This is a genomic window from Microbacterium aurugineum (genome assembly GCF_023101205.1).
Taxonomy (GTDB): Bacteria; Actinomycetota; Actinomycetes; order Actinomycetales; family Microbacteriaceae; genus Microbacterium; species Microbacterium aurugineum.
Map to the genome: position 1 here is coordinate 929,342 of NZ_CP078078.1, position 22,646 is coordinate 951,987.

Genomic DNA, 22,646 nt, shown 5'->3' on the forward strand with positions numbered 1-22,646 from the left:
GAGGCACGGGGCCTACGGCGCGACGATCGTCGCAGCGCGGATGCTCGATACGGGAAGGGTGCGCTCCACGTCGGCGGCGCGATCGCGCCCGCGCAGCCGCCCACCGCCCATCCCCGTCGCCTCCAGGAGAAGCTCTCGCGTCGAGCCGTCCGGCATGCCGACGGTCACCTGCAGCACGGACTTCGTCCGTACCGCGGCCTCGAGCTCGCGATCGAGCCAGGCGGCGTCGGCATCCGGTCCCTGGTGCGACCGCAATCGGTCGATGAGGGGGCTCAGGTCCGACGCGTCGGCGTGTGCGGCCTCGGACGCGGGGGCCGGGTGGCGCTCGCGGACGAGGAGGGCACCGTCAGACCCGACCAGGGTCGCCGGGTATCGCGCATCCGTGAGCGCCCAGTACACGGTGTCTCGGCCGACCCGGGTGGTGAGCGATCCGACGTGTGCGGTGAGAGCGAGCGGCCGCAGCGACTGGTCGACGGCCATCGTGTCGATGAGGTGTCCGTCTGTGCTCTCGATCCGGGTGCGGCCGGTCTCCTCGTCCGTGGAGACGCGGACCAGACCGTGCCGTTGCGCCGTCTGCGCGATCAGGTAGCTGAGCGGCTGCGGGATTCCCGTGAGCGAGAGGGTGCCGAGGAAGTCGAGGATCGACTGCTCCGTCTCTCCGGTCGCGAATGCGTGTGCGACGGACTCCGCAGTGAAACGGTAGGACGAAGCCTGCGCCGCGGACTCCCGGGCGGCGATCGTGCGCAGCCGCACGTCGAGAGCGGGTTCCAGCGGGCCGGGGGCGATGGCCGTGAGGTCGTTCTGCAGGAAGATCCGGTCGACCTCGGCGGGAAGGAGTCTCGCGAGCGCGTCCGTCTCCGCAGCGTCGCCGCTGCGCAGTGCCGCGGCCCACTCGGGTTCGGTGCCGTCTTCGGCGATCAGGCCGAGCAGGCGGGCCGCGTCGTGCAGCGTCTCAGAGCGCTCCGGCCAGCCCTGGTCCCAGGGGTGAGCGTCGAGCCACGACTCCGGCGGGATCCATCCGCCGTCCGCGGACCGGATTCCGCGCGGAAGGGCATCGCGAAAAGAGCGTGCCAGCACGCTCCAGCGGTCGACGGCCGAGGAACGCAGCCATTCCTCTGCGGACCGGCTCGATCGAAGACGACGGTCGGCGGAGACCGCGAGACCTGCCTGGAGGGCGATGGAGGCCAGCGTGTCGACCAGCTCCCCCGGTACACCTGCTTCGGTGAGCTGACGCTTCTCGCCCGCGTTCACACCGCCGCCGGTGAGCAGCGCGAAGGGACGCTCCCGCGCGATGAGGAGGAGGTCTGCGAGCACGGCCACCGTCGTGAAGGCGCGTTCGGCCGCGTGCGCCGAGGCGGCGTCGGAGGAGCGGGGCGGAACCGGTCGATCCGTCACGGGCTCAGGAGTAGGTCGTCCCGCGATCGCGGCGGTCACGGGTGGATACGGTGTGCCGTCGGGGCGCAGCAGAGCGAGCGCTGTCAGTCGTTCCTGCAGGGCACCGGCAGAAGCGCCCGATGTCGTGTCGGTGAGGGCCCTCGCCTCGGCCGCGGTCAGCGCGGGGAGGACTTTCGCCAGCGACGCCGGGTCGAGCAGCGCCTCAGCCGCGTCGAAGAAGTCCTGCCAGGCCGCGTCCGGCCGCACCCGACGCGCGGTGAAGAGTCGTCGGAGGTCGTCATCGCTCGCCGCTGCCAGCCAGTCCGCCAGCGGTCGTGCGTGAGTGCTCATGGCCGATTCCTCACGAACGCGTGGAAGCGCGTCCCTTTCGGACGAAGCTCATGATGAGGAGCGTGAGGATCATCAGGAAGGCGACGGGGAGGCCCCAGTAGGGGATCGCCGCGATGAACGGCCACGCTCCCTCGCCGAAGGCGCTCTGGTCCATGCCGACAGCGGTCCCGATGATGATGGCGAAGAAGCACACCACGGAGGCCGCGGCGATACCGAGCGCGGTGAACGCCAGGAAACGATCCAGCCGGCGGACGGGAACCTCCGGTTCGGAATTCTGCGTGCTCATCCGCCTCAGCCTACTCTCACCGACACCATCGGATCGGCGAAGCCCGCGACCGGTAGGCTGGGAGTACGCGCACGAGCGCGTCAATGGTTCTGCATATCGATCTCAGCGAGGTTCTCCCATGCCCACCGGCAAGGTCAGGTTCTACGACGAAGACAAGGGTTTCGGCTTCATCGCCAGCGATGACGGCCAGGACGTCTTCCTGCACGCCTCTGCGATGCCTGCGGGTGCCGCGGTGAAGGCGGGTGCGCGCGTGGAGTTCGGCGTGGCAGACGGCAAGCGCGGCCTCCAGGCGCTCTCGGTGCGGGTGCTCGAGGCGCCGCCCAGCCTGTCGAAGGCCAAGCGCAAGCCCGCCGACGACATGGCGATCATCGTCGAAGACCTCGTGAAGCTCCTCGACGGCATCGGCGGAGACCTGCGCCGCGGGCGCTACCCCTCATCCGGACACGGCCGCAAGATCGCGGCCGTCCTGCGCAAGGTCGCCGATGACCTCGAAGCCTGACGCCGACGCCCGTCTCATCGGCGCCCACGATCTCGCGCTGGCGGCTCTGCGCGAGATCACCCCTGCGTCCTCCATCGGACCGGCTGCCGGCTACCTCCCCGAGGATGACGGCTCGGTCTCGTTGCGATTCGAGAACCGTCTCGCCGGCTACCCCGGGTGGTACTGGACGGTGACGATCGCCCGAGTGGACGACGAGGACCCGACGGTCCTCGAGGTCGAACTGCTCCCCGGTGAAGGTGCTCTCCTCGCGCCGGAGTGGGTGCCCTGGGCCGAGCGGCTGGCGGAGTATCGCGCACACCAGGCCGAGCTCGCCGAAGCGGCCGCGGCGGACGGCGACGGAGAATCGTCCGACGACGAGCTGGACGACGACGCGGACGACGATCTCGACGAAGACCTCGACGAAGACGAGGATGACCTCGATGAGGGCGACCACGTCTCGGACATCCTGCATGCGGGTGACGTCGACGGCGTCGACATCGATGAGCTCGACGATTCCGCCGCCGAAGCCGACGCAGACGCGACCGAGGACGACGAAACCGAGGATGACGAAGCCGAGGATGACGAAGCCGAGGACGACGAAGCCGAGGACGACGAAGCCGGCGCCCTCGATGAGGACGCCGGCGAGGTCGACGAAGAGGAGTGAGCCCGGGCGCTCAGGCGCCCAGGTTCTCCAGCACGTACTCGATGGAACGGGTGAGCTGGCGCACGTCGTCCGGCTCGATGGAGACGAACGTCGCCACGCGCAACTGGTTGCGACCGAGCTTGCGGTAGGGCTCCGTGTCGACGATCCCGTTGGCGCGGAGCGTCTTCGCGATGGCGGCGGCGTCGATGCTGTCGTCGAAGTCGATCGTCGCGACCACGGGTGACCGGTGCGCGACATCGGCGACGAACGGAGTGGCGACCGACGACGCTTCCGCCCAGTCATAGAGCACCGAAGAGGACTCCGCCGTGCGTGCCGCGGCCCAGGCGAGTCCTCCGTTGTCGAGGATCCACCGCAACTGGCTGTCGAGCAGGTGCAGCGTCGTGAGGGCCGGGGTGTTGAGCGTCTGGTTGAGGCGCGAGTTGTCGACCGCGTTCTTCAGGCTGAGGAACTCGGGGATGTACCGGTCGGTCGCGGCGATGCGTTCGATGCGTTCGATCGCGGCGGGGGAGACGGCGGCGAACCAGAGGCCGCCGTCCGAACCGAGGTTCTTCTGCGGTGCGAAGTAGTACACATCGGCCTGGGCGGCATCGAAGTCGATTCCGCCGGCAGCGCTCGTCGCGTCGATGACGGTGAGCGCCCCCTCGGCGTCGACGCGGGCGATGGGCGCCGCGACTCCGGTCGAGGTCTCGTTGTGGGGCCAGGCGTAGACGTCGACACCCGGCACGGCCTCGGCGACGGTCAGCGATCCCGGCTCGGCCTTGCGGACATCGGGAGCCTCGAGCCACGGAGCCCCCGCGGCGGCGGCGAACTTGCCGCCGAACTCACCGAACACGAGGTTCTGGCTGCGGCGCTCGATGAGCCCGAACGCGGCGGCATCCCAGAACGCGGTGGATCCGCCGTTGCCGACGATGATCTCGTATCCCTCGGGAACGCGCAGCAGCGCAGCGAGCTGTTCGCGCACGCTTCCGACGAGGTTCTTCACCGGGGCCTGGCGGTGCGATGTCCCCAGGATCGAGGCTCCCGAGGCGGCCAGGGCCTCGAGTTGCGCGGGGCGCACCTTCGAGGGGCCGCAGCCGAAGCGGCCGTCAGTGGGCAGGAGGTCACGGGGAATCTCGATCGCCATGGCTTGATTCTAGGGGGCGAGCGGTGGGCTCCCGCACCGTGCACGGGTCTGATGTCCGTCCGGGAATGTAGGCTTGCCTAAGAACCCCGGAGGGCCTGCACATGACCGATCTGATCGACACCACGGAGATGTATCTCCGCACCATCCTCGAACTCGAGGAGGAGAACATCGTGCCGCTGCGCGCGCGTATCTCCGAGCGCCTGGGCCACTCGGGTCCCACGGTTTCGCAGACGGTGGGGCGCATGGAGCGCGACGGTCTCGTCATCGTCTCCGAAGATCGCACGCTCGAGCTCACCGACGCGGGGCGTCGCAAGGCCGTCGACGTGATGCGCAAGCACCGTCTCGCCGAGCGCCTGCTCTCGGATGTCATCGGGCTCGACTGGGCGTTCGTCCACGAAGAGGCCTGCCGGTGGGAGCACGTCATGAGCGAGCAGGTGGAGCGCCGCTTGGTCGAGCTCCTCGGCCACCCGACCGAGTCGCCCTACGGCAACCCGATCCCGGGCCTCGACCAGCTCGGCGACATCCCCGCTCGTACCTTCGACGAAGGCGTCATCGGTCTCGTGCAGCGTCTGAACACGGCGGGGGAGCCCGTCGAAGGCACGGTCCGCCGTCTCGCCGAACCCGCGCAGGTCGACCCCGAACTGCTGGAGCAGCTCCGCGACGCCGGCGTGGTGCCCGGCGCGCACGGTGACTTCCGTTTCAGCGAGGGATACGTCCTCATCCAGATGGACGGCCAGACCGACGGACTCGAGCTTCCCGTCGAGCTGGCTTCGCACATCTTCCTGGTGGGCGAACCGGCCTGATCCTCCGCGGGATCCCGGCGTGGAGACGGCCACCGACCGGGCCTCTGCGATGATTGTCAGGTTCCTGGGGTGACACGATCGTTATCTTCCGGTAACCTCGGTCGAGTCGCCAGCGAAGAAGCCCGCTGGAGACGCACCGCGAAGATTCGCCTTCCAGGCTCGTCGTCTTCACGGCAGGAACGCACGAAGTACCCCGAGCTACATTCATGCCACGAGAGCAGAGTGCCGACGAGCCAGCGCTACCCGAAAGCGCGAGGGCCCAGGAGGACCACGTTTTGGCCGCAGACATCGAACCGACCGCGAAGAAGACATCTGAAGACCGAGTACCAGCCCGCCGGACCGGCGCGCGTGTGGGTGCTCGCAAGGCTCTGAAGCCACTTCGTTCCATCGCCATCTTCGGGGCCGTCGGTGCACTGGTCGCCGGCATCGCGCTTCCGGCCTTCGCCTCGCCGAAGCCGACCGAAGCCGCCGCGACCACGACCCTGCAGCAGCTCGCCGCGGTCGACGCGCAGTCCCTCGTCGTCGCCTCGCAGGCCACCGCCGCGCCGCTGAGCCGCGGAACCTTCAGCGCCACGACTCCGGAGGAGATCGCGAAGAAGAAGGCGGAGGAGGCCGCAGCCGCTCGTGCCGCCGCCGCGACCACTGCGTCCGCTCAGTTCAACTCCGCGGGTTACGCCCTCACTTCGCCCGGGTCCGGCGAGGTCCGGTACCCGCTCCCGATGGGCTCCTGGAACGTCAGTCGCACGATCGGCGGCGGCCACAACGGTGCCGACATGCTCGCTCCCGCTGGAACACCGATCTATGCGGCCGCGGCGGGTGTGGTCCGCGCCTCGGCGGAGAGCATCGGCGGCTACGGCGTGTGCATCATGCTCGACAGTGTCGTCGGTGGTCAGCGCGTGCAGACCACCTACGGGCACATGATCTACGGCTCGCGTCAGGTGCAGGTCGGCCAGACGGTCGCCGCGGGCCAGCTGATCGGCTACGTCGGCAGCACCGGACGATCGACCGCGAACCACCTCCACTTCGAGGTCTGGATCAACGGCGGACTCGTCGAGCCCATGTCGTGGCTGTCGGTCAACGCCGGCTGATTCTCCGACACGTTCTCCCTCATTCACCCGCTGTTTCGCCCTGCACCCAGGGAGATGGGTTAGCCTGATCCCGTTGTCGAACAGCGGGGAGAGGCAGATGGAGCGAATACCGACCATCCGAACCATGGATGCCCTCGGTCGTCACGTCCTTCTGCATAGCCCGCAGGGATGCCACGGCGTTGCCGTGCGCGAAAGGCGCTGTCTTTAGACGGCGCCTTTTTTCGTCCCTGCGATCGCTCTGCCACCTGCGCGACCTCGTGTGAGTCGAGAGTGCCGGGAAGCCGTCCCGGCGGATCGAGAGGATGACGAATGCGCACACTGGTCCTGAATGCCGGATACGAGCCGCTCGCGATCGTGTCGTTCAAACGAGCCCTCGTGCTCGTCATGAACGACAAGGCGACCGTTGTCGAACGCGTGGAAGACGACCCCGTCTGGGGCACCCACGGTGTCTACGATCGTCCCGCGGTCATCATCCTCGCCCGGTACGTCCGGGTGCCGACGAGCAGACGAGTGCCGGTCACGCGGCGTGGCGTGCTCCGTCGCGACAATCACCGGTGCGGCTACTGCGGGAAAGCCGCATCCACGATCGACCACGTGCTGCCGCGTTCGCGTGGAGGCGCGGACTCCTGGGAGAACCTCGTCGCCTGCTGCCTGCGCTGCAACAACGTCAAGAGCGACCGCACCCCGCAGGAGATGCGCTGGCAGCTGCGATTCACGCCGCGGCCCCCGCACGGCACGGCCTGGACGGTGCGGGGAACCGAACGCAGCGACCCGCGATGGGAGCCGTACCTGGCTCTCGCCGCCTAGCCAGGGGCGCCGAGGGCGCGCTCTCGAGTCACGTAGACTTGACGCGCGCCCTCGTAGCTCAGGGGATAGAGCAGCCCTCTCCTAAAGGGCAGGTCGCAGGTTCGAATCCTGTCGAGGGCACCCAACGAGGTCGTCGCTTCCCGCTGTGGGACGGGGCGTCTCAGTCCTCTCCGCGCTGCCAGAGCTTCGAAGGCCACCAGATCGCTTTGCCGATGTCGTAGGTCAGGGCCGGCACGAGCAGAGAGCGGACGACGAACGTGTCGAGCAGCACTCCGAAGGCGACGATGAACGACAGCTGGACGAGGAACAGGATCGGGATCACGGAGAGCGCGGCGAACGTCGCGGCCAGGACCAGACCGGCCGACGTGATCACGCCCCCCGTGATCGAGAGCCCGCGCAGGATCCCTTCGCGCGTGCCGTGCGCCTTCGACTCCTCGCGCACACGGGTCATCAGGAAGATGTTGTAGTCGATCCCCAGCGCGACCAGGAACACGAAGCCGAAGAGCGGGACGGCGGGGTCCGCACCGGAGAAGTCGAAGACCCCGTTGAACACGAGCGCCGAGACTCCCATCGCCGTGCCGAACGACAGCACCGTGGTGAGGATCAGCAGGACAGGGGCGAGGATCGAGCGCAGCAACAGCATCAGGATCACCATGATCACGACGAGGATCACCGGGATGATCAGGTTGCGGTCGTGGATCGACGCGTCGTTCGTGTCGATGGACGTGGCGGTGACTCCGCCGACGAGGGCGTTCGTGCCGTCGAGCTCGGTCCGCAGCTGACGCACCGTGGCCGCGGCGGCTTCGGAGTCCGCCGCGTCCGTGAGCGTTCCCTGGAGGAGCACCTCGCCGTCGACGGTCGTCGGCTCGGGGACCGGCGTCCCGGGAGGACCGACGGCCGTGATGCCGTCGGCCGTCACGGGTGCGCTGCCGCTGGGGGAATCCGCGGCGGTGACCGAGACCGCATCGACGCCGTCGTTGGCGAGGAGCACGTCGGCGACGTCCTGCAGGCGGTCCTCGTCGACGACCACGTACACGGGGCTGCCGGATCCGCCGGGGAAGTGTTCACCGAGCGCGACCTGCCCGTCTCGGGCCTCCGAGGCGCCGAGTACCAGCTCGGACTGCGGAACACCGTTGGCATCGAGCTGGGTCACCCCGGCGGCTCCTGCCAGGAGGACGAGTGTGGTCACGATCCAGATCACCCGCGGGCGGCGCTTGATCACGCCGGCCAACCGAGCCCACAGGCCCGTCGTCCGCATGCCGTGCTCGGCGGCGACGACCTCGGGCTCGAAGTGCGGACGTCGCGGCCAGAACACCGCACGGCCGAAGAGCAGCAGGAGCGAGGGCAGCAGCGTCAGCGCGGAGAGCATCGCGAACACGATGCCGATCGCGGCCACGGGGCCGAGGGTGCTGTTCGATTTCAGGTCGCTGAGCAGCAGGCAGAGGAGCCCGGCGATCACGGTCCCGCCCGAGGCGGCGATCGGCTCGACCGACCCCTTCCAGGCGGCGAGCAGCGCCACGCCCTTGTCCTGGGAGACCCGCAGCTCCTCCCGGAAGCGTGCCACGAGGAGCAGGGCGTAGTCGGTGGCGGCGCCGATCACGAGGATGAAGAGGATGCCCTGGGTCTGGCCACTGAGCAGCAGCACCTCGAACTTCGCGAGCCACCACACGACAAGGAGTGCCACGCAGAGCGCGAACAGGCTCGTGGACAGCACGACGAGGGGCAACAGGAACGATCGGTAGACGAGCACCAGGATGATCAGGACGGCCAGGAGCGCGACACCGAGCAGCAGGCCGTCGATGCCGGCGAAGCCCGCGACCAGATCGGCGCTGAAGCCGGCCGGACCGGTGATGTACACCGTGATGCCGTCGGGGACGGCGCCGCGCAGCTCGTCGCCGAGAGCCGCCGTCGCGTCGGCGAGTTCCGCGTCGCTCTCGATCGGGATGAAGGCCTGGACGGCTTTCCCGTCCTCGGAGGGGAGCGCCGGAGAGACGTCGTCGCCGACGCCCTCCACGTTCGGTGCGTCCGCGACGGCGTCGGAGATGGCGTCCAGCTCGGAAGAGGTGAGCGCGTCTTCCGAGGTGAACACTGCGATGGCCGGGATCGAATCGCTGTCGTTGAACTCGCCGAGCAGTTGCTGGACCTCGGTGGCCTGCGCCGACTCCGGCAGGTAGGTCGTCTGGTCGTTGGACGACACCTCGTCGACCTTGCCGAACAGGGGACCGCCGAGCGAGGCACCCACCAGCCAGACGAGGATCAGTGCCACCGGAAGGAACACGCGTACCCAGGAGTGGCGTCGTGAGCGCTCCCTGATCGGTGGAGTCGGCGCGGAGTCGGGGCGGGACATCGTGTTCCTCTCGGAAGGGTTTCTGTTGTCGGGGAGGGTCAGGACACCCACGCGAGGATGAGGATCATCGTCGCGAGGAAACCGGCGAAATAGTTCAGCGCGATGAAGCGCCGCCAGGCCCGGTTCGTGGCTGCCGAGCCGGCGTCGTCGACGTTCCACCACGGTGCCGCGTTCACCACATAGGGCAGTGCGAGCACCGCGGCGAGCGGTCCCGGCCAGGGAGTCAGGAGCATCGCGGCTCCGGCGAGCACCCACAGCGACAGGGACAGTCGGACGGTCGCCCTCGCCCCGATCACGGTCGCGATCGAGGAGATCCCGGCTTCGCGGTCCGGTCCGACGTCCTGGACGGCACCGAAGGCATGCGCTGCCATGCCCCACAGGAAGAACGCGACGAGAGTGAGCGTGGTGGCGGACGTGACGGATGCGCCGGCCAGCGCGAGCCCGACGATCGCCGGGCTGACGAAGTGCGTGCTCGACGTCATCGAATCGAGGAACGGCCGCTCCTTGAAGCGCAGCACCGGTGCGGAGTAGGCGATCACCGCGAACACGCTCACGGCCAGCCAGAACCAGGACGCCGGGTTGCCGACGATCACGAGGTAGGCGAGGAACGGAATGTTCGTCCCTGCCGCTGCCCAGAGGGTGGCGCGATGGATGCGCGGTGCCAGGAGAGCGCCCTCGATCCCGCCCTTGCGCGGGTTCGCGAGGTCGGACGCGTAGTCGAAGACGTCGTTGATCCCGTACATCGCCAGGTTGTACGGGATGAGGAAGTACAGCGTGCCGACCAGCAGGGTCGCATCGAGCTCACGGGTGGTGAGCAGGTACGCGGCTGCGAAAGGGAACGCGGTGTTGATCCAGCTGATGGGTCGCGACGACAGCAGGATCTGCGCGAGATCCCGTCCGAGCGTGCGGGATGGTGTGGCGCCGGCGCTCATCCGTGCTCCTCGTCGGTGTTGCGGTCCTCGCGTGCCCGCCGTCGCGCGCGCAGTTCGGCCCACACGGCGGGAAGGAGCAGGGCACCGGCCAGCGGGTAGGCGAAGTCCTCGACGGGGGCCAGCCCGATGTGGACGCCGAGCAGCGGACCTTGCGCGTAGTGGAACAATCCGCTCGCGATCATCACGGTGTCGAACACGGCGGTGAGGACGAAGAGCACCAGCACGGTGAGCAGCACAGCGGCAGGGAGCGGTCCGCGGCGTCGGCGGAGAAGCGGCAGGATGACACCGACCACGACGGCGACGAGCAGGAAGCAGGCGGCGAGTTGGATGTAGCTCATGACGCACCCGCCCCTGCACGACGGTTTTCACGCCAGCGCGTGATCAGGCGTTCGGCCCCGGTGTAGATCACCATCGTGCACACCACGAGGAACAGCAGGAACACGGGTTCTTCGATCGGCAGTTCCGGTGCGAGCACGATCCCGGTCGCGATCGCGCCGTCACCGCGGAAGAAGATCCCGTTGGCGATGCCCGCCACATCCCACAGGAGGAAGAAGACGAGCCCGACGACCGTCACGACCGTCGCCGACACGGCATCGCGCCAGAAGAAGAGGCGGAACCGCCAATCCAGCAGCAGCATGCAGCCCAGCGACAGGAGAAGGGCCGCCAGGTACACCATGCCCATCAGGACGCCTCCGTCCCGACAGTGGTGGGCACGGGAACGGGGAGCGGGCCGGGGGAGTGATCACCGCGGATGCGCTTGAGGACGATCTCCGCACTGATGAGGCACATCGGGACGCCGACACCCGGCGCGGTGGTGGCCCCGGCGTAGAACAGGCCCTGCACACGCCGGGAGGCGTTCTGCGCGCGGAACATCGCACTCTGGGACAGGATGTGCGCCGGTCCCAGCATTCCTCCGCGCCAGGAGTGGTAGTCGTCCTGGAAGTCCGCGGGGCCGATCGTCTCGCGCACCACGATGCGTTCGCGCAGGTCCGGGATCCCGGCCCAGGTGGCGATCTGATCGATCGCGGCATCCGCCGCGCTCTCGACCGCGGTTGATCCCGTCCCGTCGGGTCCGCCGTGTCCGAGTTCGACGTCTGCCGGGACCGGGATCAGGACGAACAGGTTCTCATGGCCCTCCGGAGCGACATCGGGATCCGACGCGCTCGGTCGGCACACGTAGGTCGACGCCGGATCGGGAACGGTCGGGGTCGCTCCGAAGATCGCGTCGAAGTTGGCGTCCCAGTCATCGGTGAAGAACAGGGAATGATGCGGAAGCTCAGGCAACGAGCCCCGCACTCCCAGCATCACGAGCACTCCGCCGGGCCCGCTGGTACGCCGCGACCACCAGGACTCGGGGTAGGTCTGCAGGGAAGGCGGCAGCAGCACGGTCTCGGTGTGGTGCAGGTCCGCGGCCGAGACCACGATGTCGGCGTGCTCCACGTGTGCGACGCCCGCGTCGTCCGTCCAGCCGACCCCGGTCGTGTGCACGCCGTCGGGGCCGTCCTGCGTGTGGATGCCGGTGACATCGGCACCGGTCACGATCCGCGCGCCCGCCGCGCGAGCCAGCGCGTCGATCCGTTCGACGACGCGCCAGAAGCCGCCTTGGGGGTAGCGCACGCCCTGATCGAGGTCGAGTGCGCTCATGAGGTGGTACATCGCAGGAGCGGTGCGCGGGTCGGTGCCGAGGAAGACGGCGGGGTAGCCGAGGATCTGGCGCACGACCGGATGAAGGAATCGCTGCTCCGCGAACGACTGCAGTCGGGTGCCGAGGAGCGTGAACAGCCGGGGGAGCGCCCGCAGGACCTCCGGGGCGGCGAGAGTGCGCATGCGGGTGAACGGGTTGTACAGGAAGTACTTCTCCGCCATCGCCGCTGCGTCGCGTGCGGAGTCCAGATACGCGTCGAGGGCGGGACCGGAGCCCGGCTCCAGCTCGTCGAAGAGCTCGGTGACCGCGTCACGTCCCGCGGGGACGCTCACCGACCCCGAGGACCGAGGCGAACGGAACACCCGATATCCCGGGTCGAGCGCGGTGAGGTCGAGCTGCTCCGACGTCGAGGTCCCCATCATCGCGAAGAAGTGATCGAACACCTCCGGCATCAGGTACCACGAGGGCCCTGAGTCGAAGCGGAACCCGTCCCGCTCGATGGATCCTGCGCGCCCGCCGACACGGTCGTTCTTCTCGAGGACGACGACCTCGTGCCCGTCCTTCGCCAGGAGGCCGGCCGTCGCGAGGCCGGCGACGCCCGCACCGATCACCACCACGCGGCTCATCGGTCCCGCTCCCACGTCGTCACCATCACGGCGCGACCCGCGAGCACGGCCTTGATCGGATCCGGCACACGAACGCGTCGGCGGTACAGCACCTCCACGGGCGTCTTCGCCACGCGTCGGGTGAGCGCGGCGAACAGGGAGAGGGCACTCCGCACCGCGGCGCGGGAATCCTTCGGGAGGAGGGGGATGGCGGCTTCGGCATCCGCCAGCTGCCGGAACACCGTCGCCACCCAGGCATCGCGGTCCGCATCCGTCAGCCGTGCGGACCCCCCGAGATACCCGCGGTGGAGCCGGTCCGTGTCGTCGGCGAGATCGCGGAGGAAGTTGACGTTCTGGAACGCGGCGCCCAGCTGGCGCGCACCGCGGCGGAGCGTGCGGAGCTCTTCGTCCGTCCGGTCCGCCCCCCGAAGGAAGACCTGGAGGCACATGAGTCCGACCACCTCGGCGGAACCGTAGACGTAGTCGGCGTGGGCGTCGGCATCGTAGGCCGTGAAGTCGGCGTCGTCGGCGAGGTCGGCGCTCATCGAGGCGAAGAACGGCCCGGTCAGGTCCTCGCCGATACCGCACTCCCGTGCCGTCCGCGCGAAGGCGTGCAGGATGAGGTCGCTGCTGTAGCCCGTCCGCATCGAGCGGTGCGTCTCTTCGATGTAGGAGGCGAGCGCCGCCGTCTGCGCAGTGCTGTCGAGTCCGGCCTCGGCGGCCACCCCGTCGACGATCTCATCGGCGATGCGCACCATGGCGTAGATGTTGCGGACGTGCTGACGATGACGTCGGCCGAGAAGCCGGGTGGCGAGGCCGAACGAGGTCGAGTACGTGCGGATCACATCGGTCGTGGCGATCTCCGCCGTGCGGTTGAAGCGCCGCAGCGCGGTGTCGTCCGTACGATCAGCCGGTTCCGCGGTCATCGGCGGCGCCCTTCGACGCGGGACGCGTGAGCGCGGATCGTCTGGGCAGCCGCGGCGGGGAGCGTGCCGTCGGACTCCGCGGCGGCAAGCGCGGTGGACACCGCATCCAGATGCTCGTGGATGAGTCCGAGGACGAAGCTCTCGGCACCGCACGCGCGCAATCGATCGCGGGCTTCGGACCCCTCCGAGACGGTGAGTTCGGATCTGCCGAAGTGCACCTCGATGCTCTCCCAGTGCGCCGTCATGCGGGCGTAGGCGATGATCGCCGTCTCCTTACCCTCGCGCAGGTCGGAGTAGGCGTCCTTGCCGTGTTGTCCGGGGTCGCCGAACACGGAGAGCAGATCATCCTGCAACTGGTAGGCGAGGCCGAGATGCCGACCGATCTCGCTGAGCTGTTCCTCGGCGGCGGGGGATGAGCCCGCGAGCACGGCGGCGGCGCGCAGGGGGAGCACGAAGGAGTAAGTCGCCGTCTTGTAAGTGCTCGTCGCGAGGATGGTCCGCAGATCGGGCGCGATCACGCCGTCGCTCAGTGCGACGTCGGCATGTTCTCCGGCCACGGTCTCGAAGATCGTCTGCTCGAGCAGTGAGAGCAGGCGCTCACGGGCGTCGGCGGAGACATCGGCTCGCGCGAATCCCAGCACGGCCGAGGAGAGAAGCATGTCCCCGAGGAGGATCGCACTCGAGCGCGCCCAGTGCAGTGCGGGCTCGACGTGAGTATCGGCGTGGGCCGCGACCAGAGCGCCGATCAGGTTCGGACCGCGCCGCCGGGTCAGGTCGCCGTCGATGACGTCGTCGTGCAGGAGGAAGGCGAAGTGGAGGAGCTCGACGTGTGCGGCCACATCGATCGCGCACGCGGTCTCCCGCTCCGACAAGGGGGAGGGGGAGAGTGATTGCAGAAGGTCGATGAGGAGGCGAGGGCGGACGAGCTTTCCGCCGAGAGCGTGCTGCGCGGCGGCGCGCCAGAGTCCGACGAACTCCGCTCCGTATTTCTCGGCAGCCGCGCTGCGCTCCGAGAAGCGGTGGCGCAGAGCTTCTTCGATGCGCGTCCCGAGGTCCTCTTCCGTCACCGTGCCGCTCATCGGTCAGACCTCGCCGAGTCGTCGAAGAATCGGAAGCTGCTCGACGAGCCAGGGGCTGAAGGCGAACGGGGTGTGCGTGATGCCCTCGACGAGAGCGGCCACGTCGACCCAGATCCACTCGGACACCTCGTCGGGGTTCGCCGAGGGCCGGCCGTCGATGAAGGCGACGTGCACGGGACAGATCTCGTTCTCGACGATCCCGCTCGCGTCCACGGCTCGGTAGCGGTAGTCGGGGAGGACGAGGCGCAGGTCGGTGAGATCGATCCCGAGCTCGTGGACACCGTGCCGCCGGACGGCATCGAGCATGTCCTCCTCGGGGCGGGGGTGACCGCAGAAGCTGTTCGTCCACACACCCGGCCAGGTCTTCTTCGCCAGTGCGCGACGAGTGAGCAAGAGGCGACCGTGCGTGTCGAGGACGTAGCAGGAGAACGCCAGATGCAGCGGGGTGTCGCGGGTGTGGACGTCCTGCTTCGGCAGCGTCCCCACGGCGGTCCCGTCTTCGGCAAGGAGGGTCACGTCATCCATGGCATCTCCTTGATTCCGAGGCGTCCGGCGTTTCGCTAACTTGGTAAGTAGTCAACTTAGCATGAAACTGTTGGTGTGTAACATGATCGCATGGACACGGAGCCCGGCACCACCCCGCAGGAGAGTGCGGAGGAAGTGTTGTCGAACGGTGACCCCAGTGAGAGTGGGCACGAGAAGACTCCCGACGGACTGACGCATTCGGCGATCTACGACGTCGACGCCAGTGATCCGCGCAGCACGCTCGTGGACCGGCAGGGTGTGCCACCCGAGGAGCTGCGACAGATCGCCCGGCTCATGGAGTCGCTCGCGAATCTGCGAGAGGCGGAGCAGAAGCTCTCACAGGCGTCCCGGCGCTACATGCGGCTCAACGAGACCGACATGCGTGCGCTGCACTACTTGATCGTGTGCGCGAACCGGCAGCTGGTCGCGACCCCCGGGGGCATCGCGCACCACCTCGGCGTCTCCACGGCGGCGACGACGAAGCTCCTCGACCGGTTGGAGAAGGGCGGGCACATCACGCGGGCGCCGCACCCCACCGACCGACGGGCGCTTCATATCGCCATCACGCCGGAGACGCGATTGGCTGCGATGGAGACGGTCGGCCGTCAGCAGGCCAAGCGCTTCTATTCCGCGGCGCGCCTCAGCCCTGCGGAACGGGAAGTCGTCATCCGATTCCTCGCGGACATGACTGAGGAGATCACTTTGCGGGATGAGCCGTGGTTGAAGGAGACGGCCGAATAGTCTTCCCCGAAGGGATGACTCGGTGCGAGATCAGTGTGCGGCGTTGTACGCGTCGACGATAGGCGCGGGAATTCGTCCGCGCTCGGAGAGGGTGTGGCCGTTCTCCTTGGCCCAGGCGCGGATCGCCGCGACCTCCGGATTACGGGCAGGGCGCTTGCGCGAAGGCGACGTGCGGGTCGCGGCGGAAGAACCGGCGCGGCGTCCGGCGGAGATGTACGGCTCGAGAGCCGCGCGCAACTCCTCGGCGTGGGACGAATTCAGATCGATCTCGTAGGAGGTGCCATTCAACGAGAAGTGGACGGTCTCGCCTTCACCTACTTCGAGGACACTGCCGTCGATGTCGTCTACCAGCTGATGCACAATTCTTCTCGCCATGAATGCGAATATATGTCATCCGGCGAAACCGAGCAACCGGACAATAGCGAATTGACATTCATGCGGTGAATATGTTCACGGGAGGAGACCTGCACGCCGTGCGCGCGTGACGGCGGCATGTCGCGTGGAGGCGTCGAGTTTGGACATCGCCGTGCCGAGATACGCCTTGATGGTGCCCTCGCGCAGACCCAGTTGCGTCGCGATCTCCGCGTTGGTCGCACCCATCGCGGCGCAGGCGAGCACGTCGGTCTCCCGTGGAGAGAGGCGAACGGTGGGGATCGGACTGGTCGAGACGGTCGGATCGTCGCCTGCGAGGGTGACGAGGCGCTGCTCGACCCGCGCGATGCGCGCACGGAGTTCGGCGTCATCGAGGGAAGCCGCGATGCTGCGCAATTCGGCGAAGCTCTCCCGGAGTTCCTCACGCTGTGGCGGGGCTACGGCATCGCCCCCGCCGGTGTTCGCCTGGATCCGCCGCTGGACCTCGTCACGGATGCGCAGCTCGTCGGCCACCGACTGCGCCACTTGCATGGCAGGTGCGGTGGTCACGCCGCCGACCTGTTCCTCATCCCACCCGCCGGCATAGAGGACGCCGCGGGGGCGTCCCTGCACGATGATCGGCAGGGCGAGGAGCGTGCGCAGGCCCTCACCGAGGACGAACACGTCGTAGTCATGCGTGATCTGCTGGGACGAGCCGTAGTCGCTCGTCATCCGCGGGCGCAACTCCATCATCGCTCGTCCGCCCAGTCCGCGCTCCGGGCGGACGCGCAGTCCGTCCAGCGAGCGGGTGCGTGCGCCGACGATGCTGGTGACGCTCACGACGCCCTCTTCGATGAGACCGCCGAAAGCGACGGGGAAACGAGTTCGTCTGGCGAGTTCGCGCACGGCATTGGCGACGAGTTCGGTCTCGGATTCGAGGGTGGCGGGAGCGCTCACGATTACCTGCTTCCGGGTGACGACTGCGTGCCCCGTTTCGTAGCGTCGACTTTATCACCCGGCCTTCTTCTCTCTTGGCGTCAGACGTGGACCCGGCGGCCTACTCGCCGGGTCCACGTCTCGCGCCACGCCGGGTCAGCCGGCTTCGAGGTCGAGCAGGAACCGCTTGCGTTCGGGGTGTGCGCCGTAATGCCCAGGGCTTCCATCCGAGCGCACCACCCGGTGCACGGGAACGATGATCGAGAACGGTGTGAGCCGACACGCGGTGCCGACGGCGCGAGCGGCGCCGGGGTGTTCTGCCATCACGGCGACGTCGCCGTAGCTCATCGTCTCTCCCCAGGCGATGCCGCTGATGGTCTGCAGCGCGGTGCGCGCGAAACCGTCGGTCAGGCGCCAATCGAGCCGGAGGTGCTCCTGGAAGGCGACCGGTGTGCCGTCGAAGTACTCGGCGAGCAGGTGCGCGAGCTCGTCGGCGGCGCCGGGGTCGGGTTCCGGGACGGCGTGCAGTTGGCGGGCGACCCCTTCGAGGAGCCAGGGGACGTGCGGGTCTTCGGACTCGGAGAGGTCGAATCGTACGATGCCCTCGTCGGAGAACACCGCGAGGGCGTCGCCGAACGGAGTCGGAGCGAAGTCGTAGCGGAAGGTCATGGCACCATCCTGACCGGCGACAGTGGTCGCGGACCATCCTCCGCCCGGCTCAGGTGGATAAGACGAAACCGTGGAGCGCGGGGCAGGAGGAGTGCGGGTCGCCCGTCTCCGGCGGAAATTCGGCGGAAACCCGCCTGGGATACTCTCGCTCTCCGCGTGTCGCGCCTAGGGTGTCAATGTGTGGCGACGTGAAGACAGGTCTGCGGAGGACGCAGCGGCGGAAGCCGCTGTGTCGATCGGTGACCTGCGTGAGACCGCGACCGGTGTCGACATCGCGCATGCCGCCGAGGCCGAACGGACCCGGTTGAGGGCCGAGGCCGCTGATCTGGGAGGCCCGTCGCCGCTGGTCAGCTTCCGCGACACCGTCGAGTCCGGTATCGACATCTCCAAAGCGCATCCGGGCAGCCTGCCGCAGTTCATCACCGGCAAGTCGACCCTCCTGTCGAATCTGTTCCGCGATGAGGTGGGCCTGCGCACCGCGCGGCTCGCGGCGGAGCGCATCACCGCGAAGAACACCGAACTCCGCACGGTCCGAGGGATCGAGGCCGTGCACCTCGCCGTCGGCGTCGCGGGGTGGCGCATCGGAGGGGCAGGCTTCGCCGCACCCGTGCTGCTTCGCCCGCTGGCGATCCGTCGCCATCACTCGGACTTCGAGCTGAAGCTGCAGGGCGCCTTCGAGGTGAATCCCGCGCTCGTCCGGATCGCACGCGAACACTTCGGCCTCTCGATCGACGCCGCGGCGCTCGCCGCCCTCGCTTATGACGGCGGCATCTTCAAGCCGCAGCCCGTGATCGACAGCCTGCGAGCGATGACGCGCTCCATCGACACGTTCTCGGTCGAGCCGCGGCTCGTCGTCTCGACGTTCGCGGACGTGTCCGGTGCGATGTCGCGTGATGGGGGAAGCCTCGACCACGTCGTCCTCAACGCGCTGGGCGGCCACGTCGGCGACCGCGAGCGTGTCACGGCACCGCGGGCCACGCCGCACCACACCGGCCCCGACGATCGTGCTCCCGCGTCCGACAACCTGCTCCTCGATGCCGACGCCGAACAGGAAGCCGTGCTCGCACGCATCGCCGCGGGGCACTCCCTGACCGTCGCGACACTTCCCGGCACGGGCGGAACGCAGACCGTGATCAACGCGCTCGGCGAACTGGTGCGGGGCGGTAAGCGGGTGCTCGTGGTCTCCGCCCGTCGATCGACGCTGGACGGCGTGCGGCATCGGCTCGCGGGCATCGGCCTGGACAGTCTTGCGATCTCGCCCGCCAGCGTGCGCCGCGACCTCGTGAGGGCCATCGGTCGCAACGAGAAGGCCACGGCTCCGAAGGTCAGCGAGGTCGACGATGCGCTGGTGCGCCTGCGCACGGTGCTTCGCGACTATCGACAGGCGCTCACGGCGCCGATCGCCGGCATGGACGCATCGGTGCTCGACGCGACCCGCCAACTCACCCGGCTCGCCTCCCTCCCGGTTCCTCCCTCCACGACCGCGCGGCTCGGATCGGACGCACTGCGTCGTCTGGCGTCCGACCGCAGCGAAGCCGCCGAAGCGCTCGCCCAGGCGGCACGTCTCGGCGAGTTCCGCTTCGGTCCGAACGACTCTCCCTGGTACGGCGTCACCTTCGCCAGCACCGAGGCCGCACGCGCCGCCCACGAACTGGCCGGGAGGCTGCACTCCAGCAGCGTGCCCGCGCTCCTGGAACGCGGCTACGAACTCATCGCGCAGACGCACATGCGTCCGTTCTCGACCATCGACGAACTCGGCGAGTACCTGCGGCTGCTGCAGGGCATCCGCGACTCCCTGGACCGCTTCAGTCCCACCGTGTTCGAGCGCCCGCTCGGCGAGCTCATCCAGGCGCACGGCTCGCGTCGCGATGCGCCCGGGCTCTCCGGGGCGAACAGGCGGCGGCTGCGTCGCCTCGCCAAGGAATATGTGCGTCCGGGCGTCCACGTCACCGAGATGCACGAGGCCCTGCTGCGGATCCAGGCCCAGCGCACGCAGTGGCAGCGCTATGTCGAAGCCGGTGCCGCTCCGGAGATCCCGCTCGGTCTCGCCGACGTCTACGCCGCCTGGCAGCGGGCGGAGGCCGAACTCGCGGAGCTCGATGCCGCGCTCGGGCGCCGCGAGCCTCTGGCCTCGCTGCCCGTGGCGCGACTCGTGCGGACCCTGGCCGGGCTCGCCGCCAAGTCCGACGTCTTCGAGAACCTCGTGGAGCGCGCACAGCTGCGTGATCGTCTGGCGCTCCTCGGGCTCGAGCCGCTGCTCACGGAACTCTCGGTGCGACACGTCTCCGAGTCGCAGGTGGGGGAGGAGCTCGAGTTCGCCTGGTGGCAGTCACTCCTCGAGCGAGCACTGCAGGACAACCGTGCCCTCCTCGGCGCGAACACCGCCGTGGTCGACCGTCTCGAGCGGGACTTCCGGTTGGTGGATGAAGCGCATGCCGCGATGGCGGGTCCTCTTCTCGCCTGGCAGCTCGCGAACCAGTGGCGGATCGCGATCGTCGACGAGCCTCAGCAATCGCAGCACCTCCGCCGCGCGCTGACGCAGCAGTCGGCGACCACCGCGCAGATCGTCAGTGCCGCGCCGACGCTCGTCGACGTGCTCGCTCCCGTCTGGATCTCCTCGCCGTATCAGGTGCCGGAGATCCCGGAGTCCGTGGAGTTCGACACCGTCCTCCTCGTCGACGCGGCGGCGATCAACCTCGCCGAGGCAGCGCCGACGATCCGTCGCGCTCGTCAGATCGTGGCGTTCGGGGACCCGGTCACACAGCGCCCGACGCCCTTCCACATCGCGGTCGATCCGGAGGATTCGTGGGAGCCCGAGGTCCCGTTCGACGACGTCTCGGCGTTCGAGCGGCTGTCCGAGCTGCTGCCCGTGATGACGCTGACCCGCAGCTACCGAGCCGGTGGCGAAGACCTCGCGGAACTCATCAACGACGCGTTCTACGGCGGCGAGATCGTGTCGCTGCCCTGGGCCGGCTCGTACCTCGGTCGCGGCAGTCTCACGGTCGACTACGTCGAGGGCGGCACCGGCACTCCCGATCCGATCTCGGGCGCGGTCGAGAGCCCGGATGCCGAGGTCGCCCGAGTGGTCACACTCGTCGTCGAGCATGCCGTGCACCGCCCGTCGGAGTCGCTCATGGTCGTCACGGCCAGCGCTCGCCACGCGGAGCGGGTGCGCGCGGCTGTCACCTCTGCCTTCGCCGGCCGATCGGATGTGGCCGATTTCGTCGGACGGGACACGGTCGAGCCCTTCGCGGTGCTGACCCTCGAGGAATCGGTCGCCGAGAGCCGGGACCGCGTCATCTTCTCGCTCGGCTTCGGACTCACCAAGCACGGTCGTGTCCTGAGCGACTTCGGCGACCTCTCCACCCCTGACGGCGAGCGGCTCCTGACCGTCGGGATGACCCGTGCCCGCCGTTCGATGGTCCTGGTCTCCTCGATCCGGCCCTCGTCGTTCGACGATGGGCGTCTCGAGCACGGCGCGGCCACATTGATGTCGATCCTCGGGGGACTCGCCACGCGCAGTCGGGATGCGCGGCTCGAGGACCTCGCAGACCCCCTCACCCTCGCTCTCGCCCGGGAGCTCCGGCGGCTCGGTGCCTCTGTCGACGTCGACTACCGCGGGCTGCTGCCGCTCGTCGCGCAGCACGCGGGCAAGGCCGTCGTCATCGAGTCCGATCCGGAATCCCGGGGTGAATCGTTGCGGGAGACCCTGCGTCTGCGGCCGCACGTGCTGCGTCGTCTCGGCTGGCACTACGTGCGCGTGCACGCCTTCGATCTGTACAGCGATCCGGTGACGGTGGCGACGCGCATCGCCGCCGTGCTCGGCATCTCCGACTCCGCCCCGCGTGCGGAGAACGACACGCAGCCGATCGATATCATCGACACCCAGAATGACTGACGAGAATGACGACCGGACTCCGCGCCAGAGCGTGGTGCGGGTCCCCGGCTCCCGTCGTGCTCGCCTGACGCCGGTTCCCGGCAGTGATCCGGCACCGGAGTCCGCGCCCGGTGAGTCGACGCCGCCACCGGCGCGGTCGAAGGGGCCGAAAGGTCCGAACGACGACCAGCTCATCCAGGACGTGCCCCCGCACTACTGAGGGACCGGGCCGCCGATCGTGCGGTCGGCGGACGAGGAACGCACGGTCCTCCGAGGAGGAGCCGTGCGTCTCTGGTGACGGGGGGAGCGGTCAGGCCCCGCGCTGTGCCTTGAGCAGGTCGCGGATCTCGACGAGCAGCTCGGCCTCGCTCGCTGCGGCGGGCTCTTCCTCAGGCTCTTCCGCCGGCGTGCCCTTTCGTGCTTCGACCCGGGCCTTGAAGGTGTTCATCGGCAGGACGAAGACGAAGTAGACCACCGCGGCGACGGCCAGGAAGCTGATGATCGCCGAGATCAGGTCGCCGATCGGGAACAGGACCTCTTCGCCGTAGATGTTCGTCACGGGGATCCCGAAATCTCCCGCAGCGTCGGCCTTGAGGAAGAGGGAGATCAGTGGGTTGATGATGCTGTTGACGACCGCGGTGACGATCGCGGTGAACGCCGTGCCGATGACGACGGCGACGGCGAGGTCGATGACGTTGCCGCGGAGCAGGAAGTCCTTGAAGCCTTTGAACATGGGATCTCCGAACAGGTCAGGGCCTCAGGAAGAGGCCGGTGTCGACGCAGCGGCCGGCTTGGCGCTCGTCGTCGATTCCGACTTCGATGATGCCGAAGTGTCTTTCGAACCACCGGATTTGGCGCGCGAGTCCGTGCGATAGAAGCCGGAGCCGTTGAACGTCACCCCGATCGAGCCGTACTGCTTGCGCAGGGCGCCGCCGCACTCCGGGCACACCGAGAGCGCATCGTCGGCGAAGCTCTGCACGGCATCGAACTGGTGTCCGCACGAGGTGCAGGCATAGGCGTAGGTGGGCATGGGCGTCCT

Annotated in this window: 24 protein-coding genes and 1 tRNA gene; 9 read left to right on the forward strand and 16 right to left on the reverse strand. The window is 68.6% G+C overall.

The annotated features are described in order from the left end of the window. Nucleotides 1–12: 12 nt before the first annotated feature. Together KV397_RS04585 and KV397_RS04590 are read right to left on the reverse strand one after the other, a co-directional pair. The gene (locus KV397_RS04585; RefSeq protein WP_261812270.1) at nucleotides 13–1,725 is read right to left on the reverse strand and encodes a helicase-associated domain-containing protein; all 1,713 of its coding nucleotides are present in this window, start codon (nucleotides 1,723–1,725) and stop codon (nucleotides 13–15) included. A gap of 10 nt (nucleotides 1,726–1,735) precedes the next feature. Further along, nucleotides 1,736–2,011 (reverse strand): hypothetical protein, encoded by a 276-nt coding sequence (locus KV397_RS04590; RefSeq protein WP_047522527.1) that lies wholly within the window; start codon nucleotides 2,009–2,011, stop codon nucleotides 1,736–1,738. A 118-nt stretch (nucleotides 2,012–2,129) separates the two neighbouring features. Here KV397_RS04590 and KV397_RS04595 point away from each other — a divergent pair, with 118 nt between their 5' ends. Together KV397_RS04595 and KV397_RS04600 are read left to right on the forward strand one after the other, a co-directional pair. Then, entirely contained in the window at nucleotides 2,130–2,510 is a 381-nt protein-coding gene (locus KV397_RS04595; RefSeq protein ID WP_047522525.1) for a cold-shock protein, read from the forward strand. Continuing rightward, entirely contained in the window at nucleotides 2,494–3,153 is a 660-nt protein-coding gene (locus tag KV397_RS04600) for a DUF3027 domain-containing protein (RefSeq protein ID WP_261812271.1), read from the forward strand. The genes KV397_RS04595 and KV397_RS04600 overlap by 17 nt, the downstream gene beginning before the upstream one ends. Nucleotides 3,154–3,163: 10 nt before the next feature. Here KV397_RS04600 and serC read toward each other — a convergent pair whose 3' ends face one another. Next, complete coding sequence (gene serC / locus KV397_RS04605) at nucleotides 3,164–4,276, reverse strand: phosphoserine transaminase (RefSeq protein WP_131491499.1); 1,113 nt, start codon at nucleotides 4,274–4,276, stop codon at nucleotides 3,164–3,166. A gap of 101 nt (nucleotides 4,277–4,377) precedes the next feature. Between serC and KV397_RS04610 the strand changes: the two genes are divergently transcribed. From KV397_RS04610 to KV397_RS04625, 4 genes are all read left to right on the forward strand, one after another. After that, nucleotides 4,378–5,079, forward strand: a complete 702-nt coding sequence (locus KV397_RS04610) for a metal-dependent transcriptional regulator (protein ID WP_261812272.1) — start codon at nucleotides 4,378–4,380, stop codon at nucleotides 5,077–5,079. Nucleotides 5,080–5,429: 350 nt separating this feature from the next. Then, the gene (locus KV397_RS04615) at nucleotides 5,430–6,167 is read left to right on the forward strand and encodes a M23 family metallopeptidase (protein ID WP_052193458.1); all 738 of its coding nucleotides are present in this window, start codon (nucleotides 5,430–5,432) and stop codon (nucleotides 6,165–6,167) included. Between the two features lie 309 nt (nucleotides 6,168–6,476). Then, complete coding sequence (locus KV397_RS04620) at nucleotides 6,477–6,974, forward strand: HNH endonuclease (RefSeq protein WP_134351903.1); 498 nt, start codon at nucleotides 6,477–6,479, stop codon at nucleotides 6,972–6,974. Between the two features lie 47 nt (nucleotides 6,975–7,021). Then, nucleotides 7,022–7,094: transfer RNA gene (locus tag KV397_RS04625), tRNA-Arg, on the forward strand. A 40-nt stretch (nucleotides 7,095–7,134) separates the two neighbouring features. Here KV397_RS04625 and KV397_RS04630 read toward each other — a convergent pair. From KV397_RS04630 to idi, 8 genes are read right to left on the reverse strand one after another with little or no spacing between them, the layout of a single operon-like run. Beyond that, nucleotides 7,135–9,321, reverse strand: a complete 2,187-nt coding sequence (locus KV397_RS04630; protein WP_261812273.1) for an MMPL family transporter — start codon at nucleotides 9,319–9,321, stop codon at nucleotides 7,135–7,137. A gap of 38 nt (nucleotides 9,322–9,359) precedes the next feature. Continuing rightward, nucleotides 9,360–10,253, reverse strand: a complete 894-nt coding sequence (locus tag KV397_RS04635; RefSeq protein WP_261812274.1) for a prenyltransferase — start codon at nucleotides 10,251–10,253, stop codon at nucleotides 9,360–9,362. Then, on the reverse strand, nucleotides 10,250–10,591 hold the full coding sequence (locus KV397_RS04640; protein ID WP_261812275.1) for a lycopene cyclase domain-containing protein: 342 nt from the start codon (nucleotides 10,589–10,591) through the stop codon (nucleotides 10,250–10,252). The genes KV397_RS04635 and KV397_RS04640 overlap by 4 nt, the downstream gene beginning before the upstream one ends. Next, nucleotides 10,588–10,935, reverse strand: coding sequence for a lycopene cyclase domain-containing protein (locus KV397_RS04645; protein ID WP_047522494.1), 348 nt, complete (start codon nucleotides 10,933–10,935; stop codon nucleotides 10,588–10,590). The genes KV397_RS04640 and KV397_RS04645 overlap by 4 nt, the downstream gene beginning before the upstream one ends. Beyond that, nucleotides 10,935–12,524, reverse strand: coding sequence for a phytoene desaturase family protein (crtI, locus tag KV397_RS04650; protein WP_261812276.1), 1,590 nt, complete (start codon nucleotides 12,522–12,524; stop codon nucleotides 10,935–10,937). Before crtI ends, KV397_RS04645 begins: the two co-directional genes overlap by 1 nt. After that, entirely contained in the window at nucleotides 12,521–13,429 is a 909-nt protein-coding gene (locus KV397_RS04655; protein ID WP_261812277.1) for a phytoene/squalene synthase family protein, read from the reverse strand. Before KV397_RS04655 ends, crtI begins: the two co-directional genes overlap by 4 nt. Then, nucleotides 13,426–14,508, reverse strand: coding sequence for a polyprenyl synthetase family protein (locus tag KV397_RS04660; RefSeq protein ID WP_131491507.1), 1,083 nt, complete (start codon nucleotides 14,506–14,508; stop codon nucleotides 13,426–13,428). The genes KV397_RS04655 and KV397_RS04660 overlap by 4 nt, the downstream gene beginning before the upstream one ends. 3 nt (nucleotides 14,509–14,511) lie before the next feature. After that, a complete protein-coding gene (gene idi / locus KV397_RS04665) occupies nucleotides 14,512–15,033 on the reverse strand; it encodes an isopentenyl-diphosphate Delta-isomerase (protein ID WP_261812278.1) in 522 nt (173 codons plus the stop codon). Between the two features lie 90 nt (nucleotides 15,034–15,123). Here idi and KV397_RS04670 point away from each other — a divergent pair, with 90 nt between their 5' ends. Next, on the forward strand, nucleotides 15,124–15,774 hold the full coding sequence (locus tag KV397_RS04670; protein WP_131491509.1) for a MarR family winged helix-turn-helix transcriptional regulator: 651 nt from the start codon (nucleotides 15,124–15,126) through the stop codon (nucleotides 15,772–15,774). Between the two features lie 30 nt (nucleotides 15,775–15,804). Here the strand turns inward: KV397_RS04670 and KV397_RS04675 are convergent, their stop codons facing one another. The 3 genes from KV397_RS04675 to KV397_RS04685 form a co-directional block, all read right to left on the reverse strand. Then, complete coding sequence (locus KV397_RS04675) at nucleotides 15,805–16,149, reverse strand: histone-like nucleoid-structuring protein Lsr2 (RefSeq protein WP_261812279.1); 345 nt, start codon at nucleotides 16,147–16,149, stop codon at nucleotides 15,805–15,807. A gap of 75 nt (nucleotides 16,150–16,224) precedes the next feature. Beyond that, the gene (locus tag KV397_RS04680) at nucleotides 16,225–17,082 is read right to left on the reverse strand and encodes a LuxR C-terminal-related transcriptional regulator (RefSeq protein WP_131491511.1); all 858 of its coding nucleotides are present in this window, start codon (nucleotides 17,080–17,082) and stop codon (nucleotides 16,225–16,227) included. Nucleotides 17,083–17,217: 135 nt separating this feature from the next. Further along, nucleotides 17,218–17,730 (reverse strand): methylated-DNA--[protein]-cysteine S-methyltransferase, encoded by a 513-nt coding sequence (locus KV397_RS04685; protein WP_261812280.1) that lies wholly within the window; start codon nucleotides 17,728–17,730, stop codon nucleotides 17,218–17,220. 178 nt (nucleotides 17,731–17,908) lie between these two features. Between KV397_RS04685 and KV397_RS04690 the strand changes: the two genes are divergently transcribed. Both KV397_RS04690 and KV397_RS04695 read left to right on the forward strand, forming a co-directional pair. Continuing rightward, complete coding sequence (locus tag KV397_RS04690) at nucleotides 17,909–21,628, forward strand: AAA family ATPase (protein WP_372492655.1); 3,720 nt, start codon at nucleotides 17,909–17,911, stop codon at nucleotides 21,626–21,628. Continuing rightward, the gene (locus tag KV397_RS04695) at nucleotides 21,621–21,827 is read left to right on the forward strand and encodes a superantigen-like protein SSL4 (RefSeq protein WP_047524264.1); all 207 of its coding nucleotides are present in this window, start codon (nucleotides 21,621–21,623) and stop codon (nucleotides 21,825–21,827) included. The genes KV397_RS04690 and KV397_RS04695 overlap by 8 nt, the downstream gene beginning before the upstream one ends. Nucleotides 21,828–21,917: 90 nt before the next feature. Here the strand turns inward: KV397_RS04695 and mscL are convergent, their stop codons facing one another. Together mscL and KV397_RS04705 are read right to left on the reverse strand one after the other, a co-directional pair. Next, on the reverse strand, nucleotides 21,918–22,340 hold the full coding sequence (gene mscL / locus KV397_RS04700; protein ID WP_131491513.1) for a large conductance mechanosensitive channel protein MscL: 423 nt from the start codon (nucleotides 22,338–22,340) through the stop codon (nucleotides 21,918–21,920). A 24-nt stretch (nucleotides 22,341–22,364) separates the two neighbouring features. Then, nucleotides 22,365–22,637 (reverse strand): FmdB family zinc ribbon protein, encoded by a 273-nt coding sequence (locus KV397_RS04705; protein ID WP_047524266.1) that lies wholly within the window; start codon nucleotides 22,635–22,637, stop codon nucleotides 22,365–22,367. Between the last annotated feature and the right edge of the window lie 9 nt (nucleotides 22,638–22,646).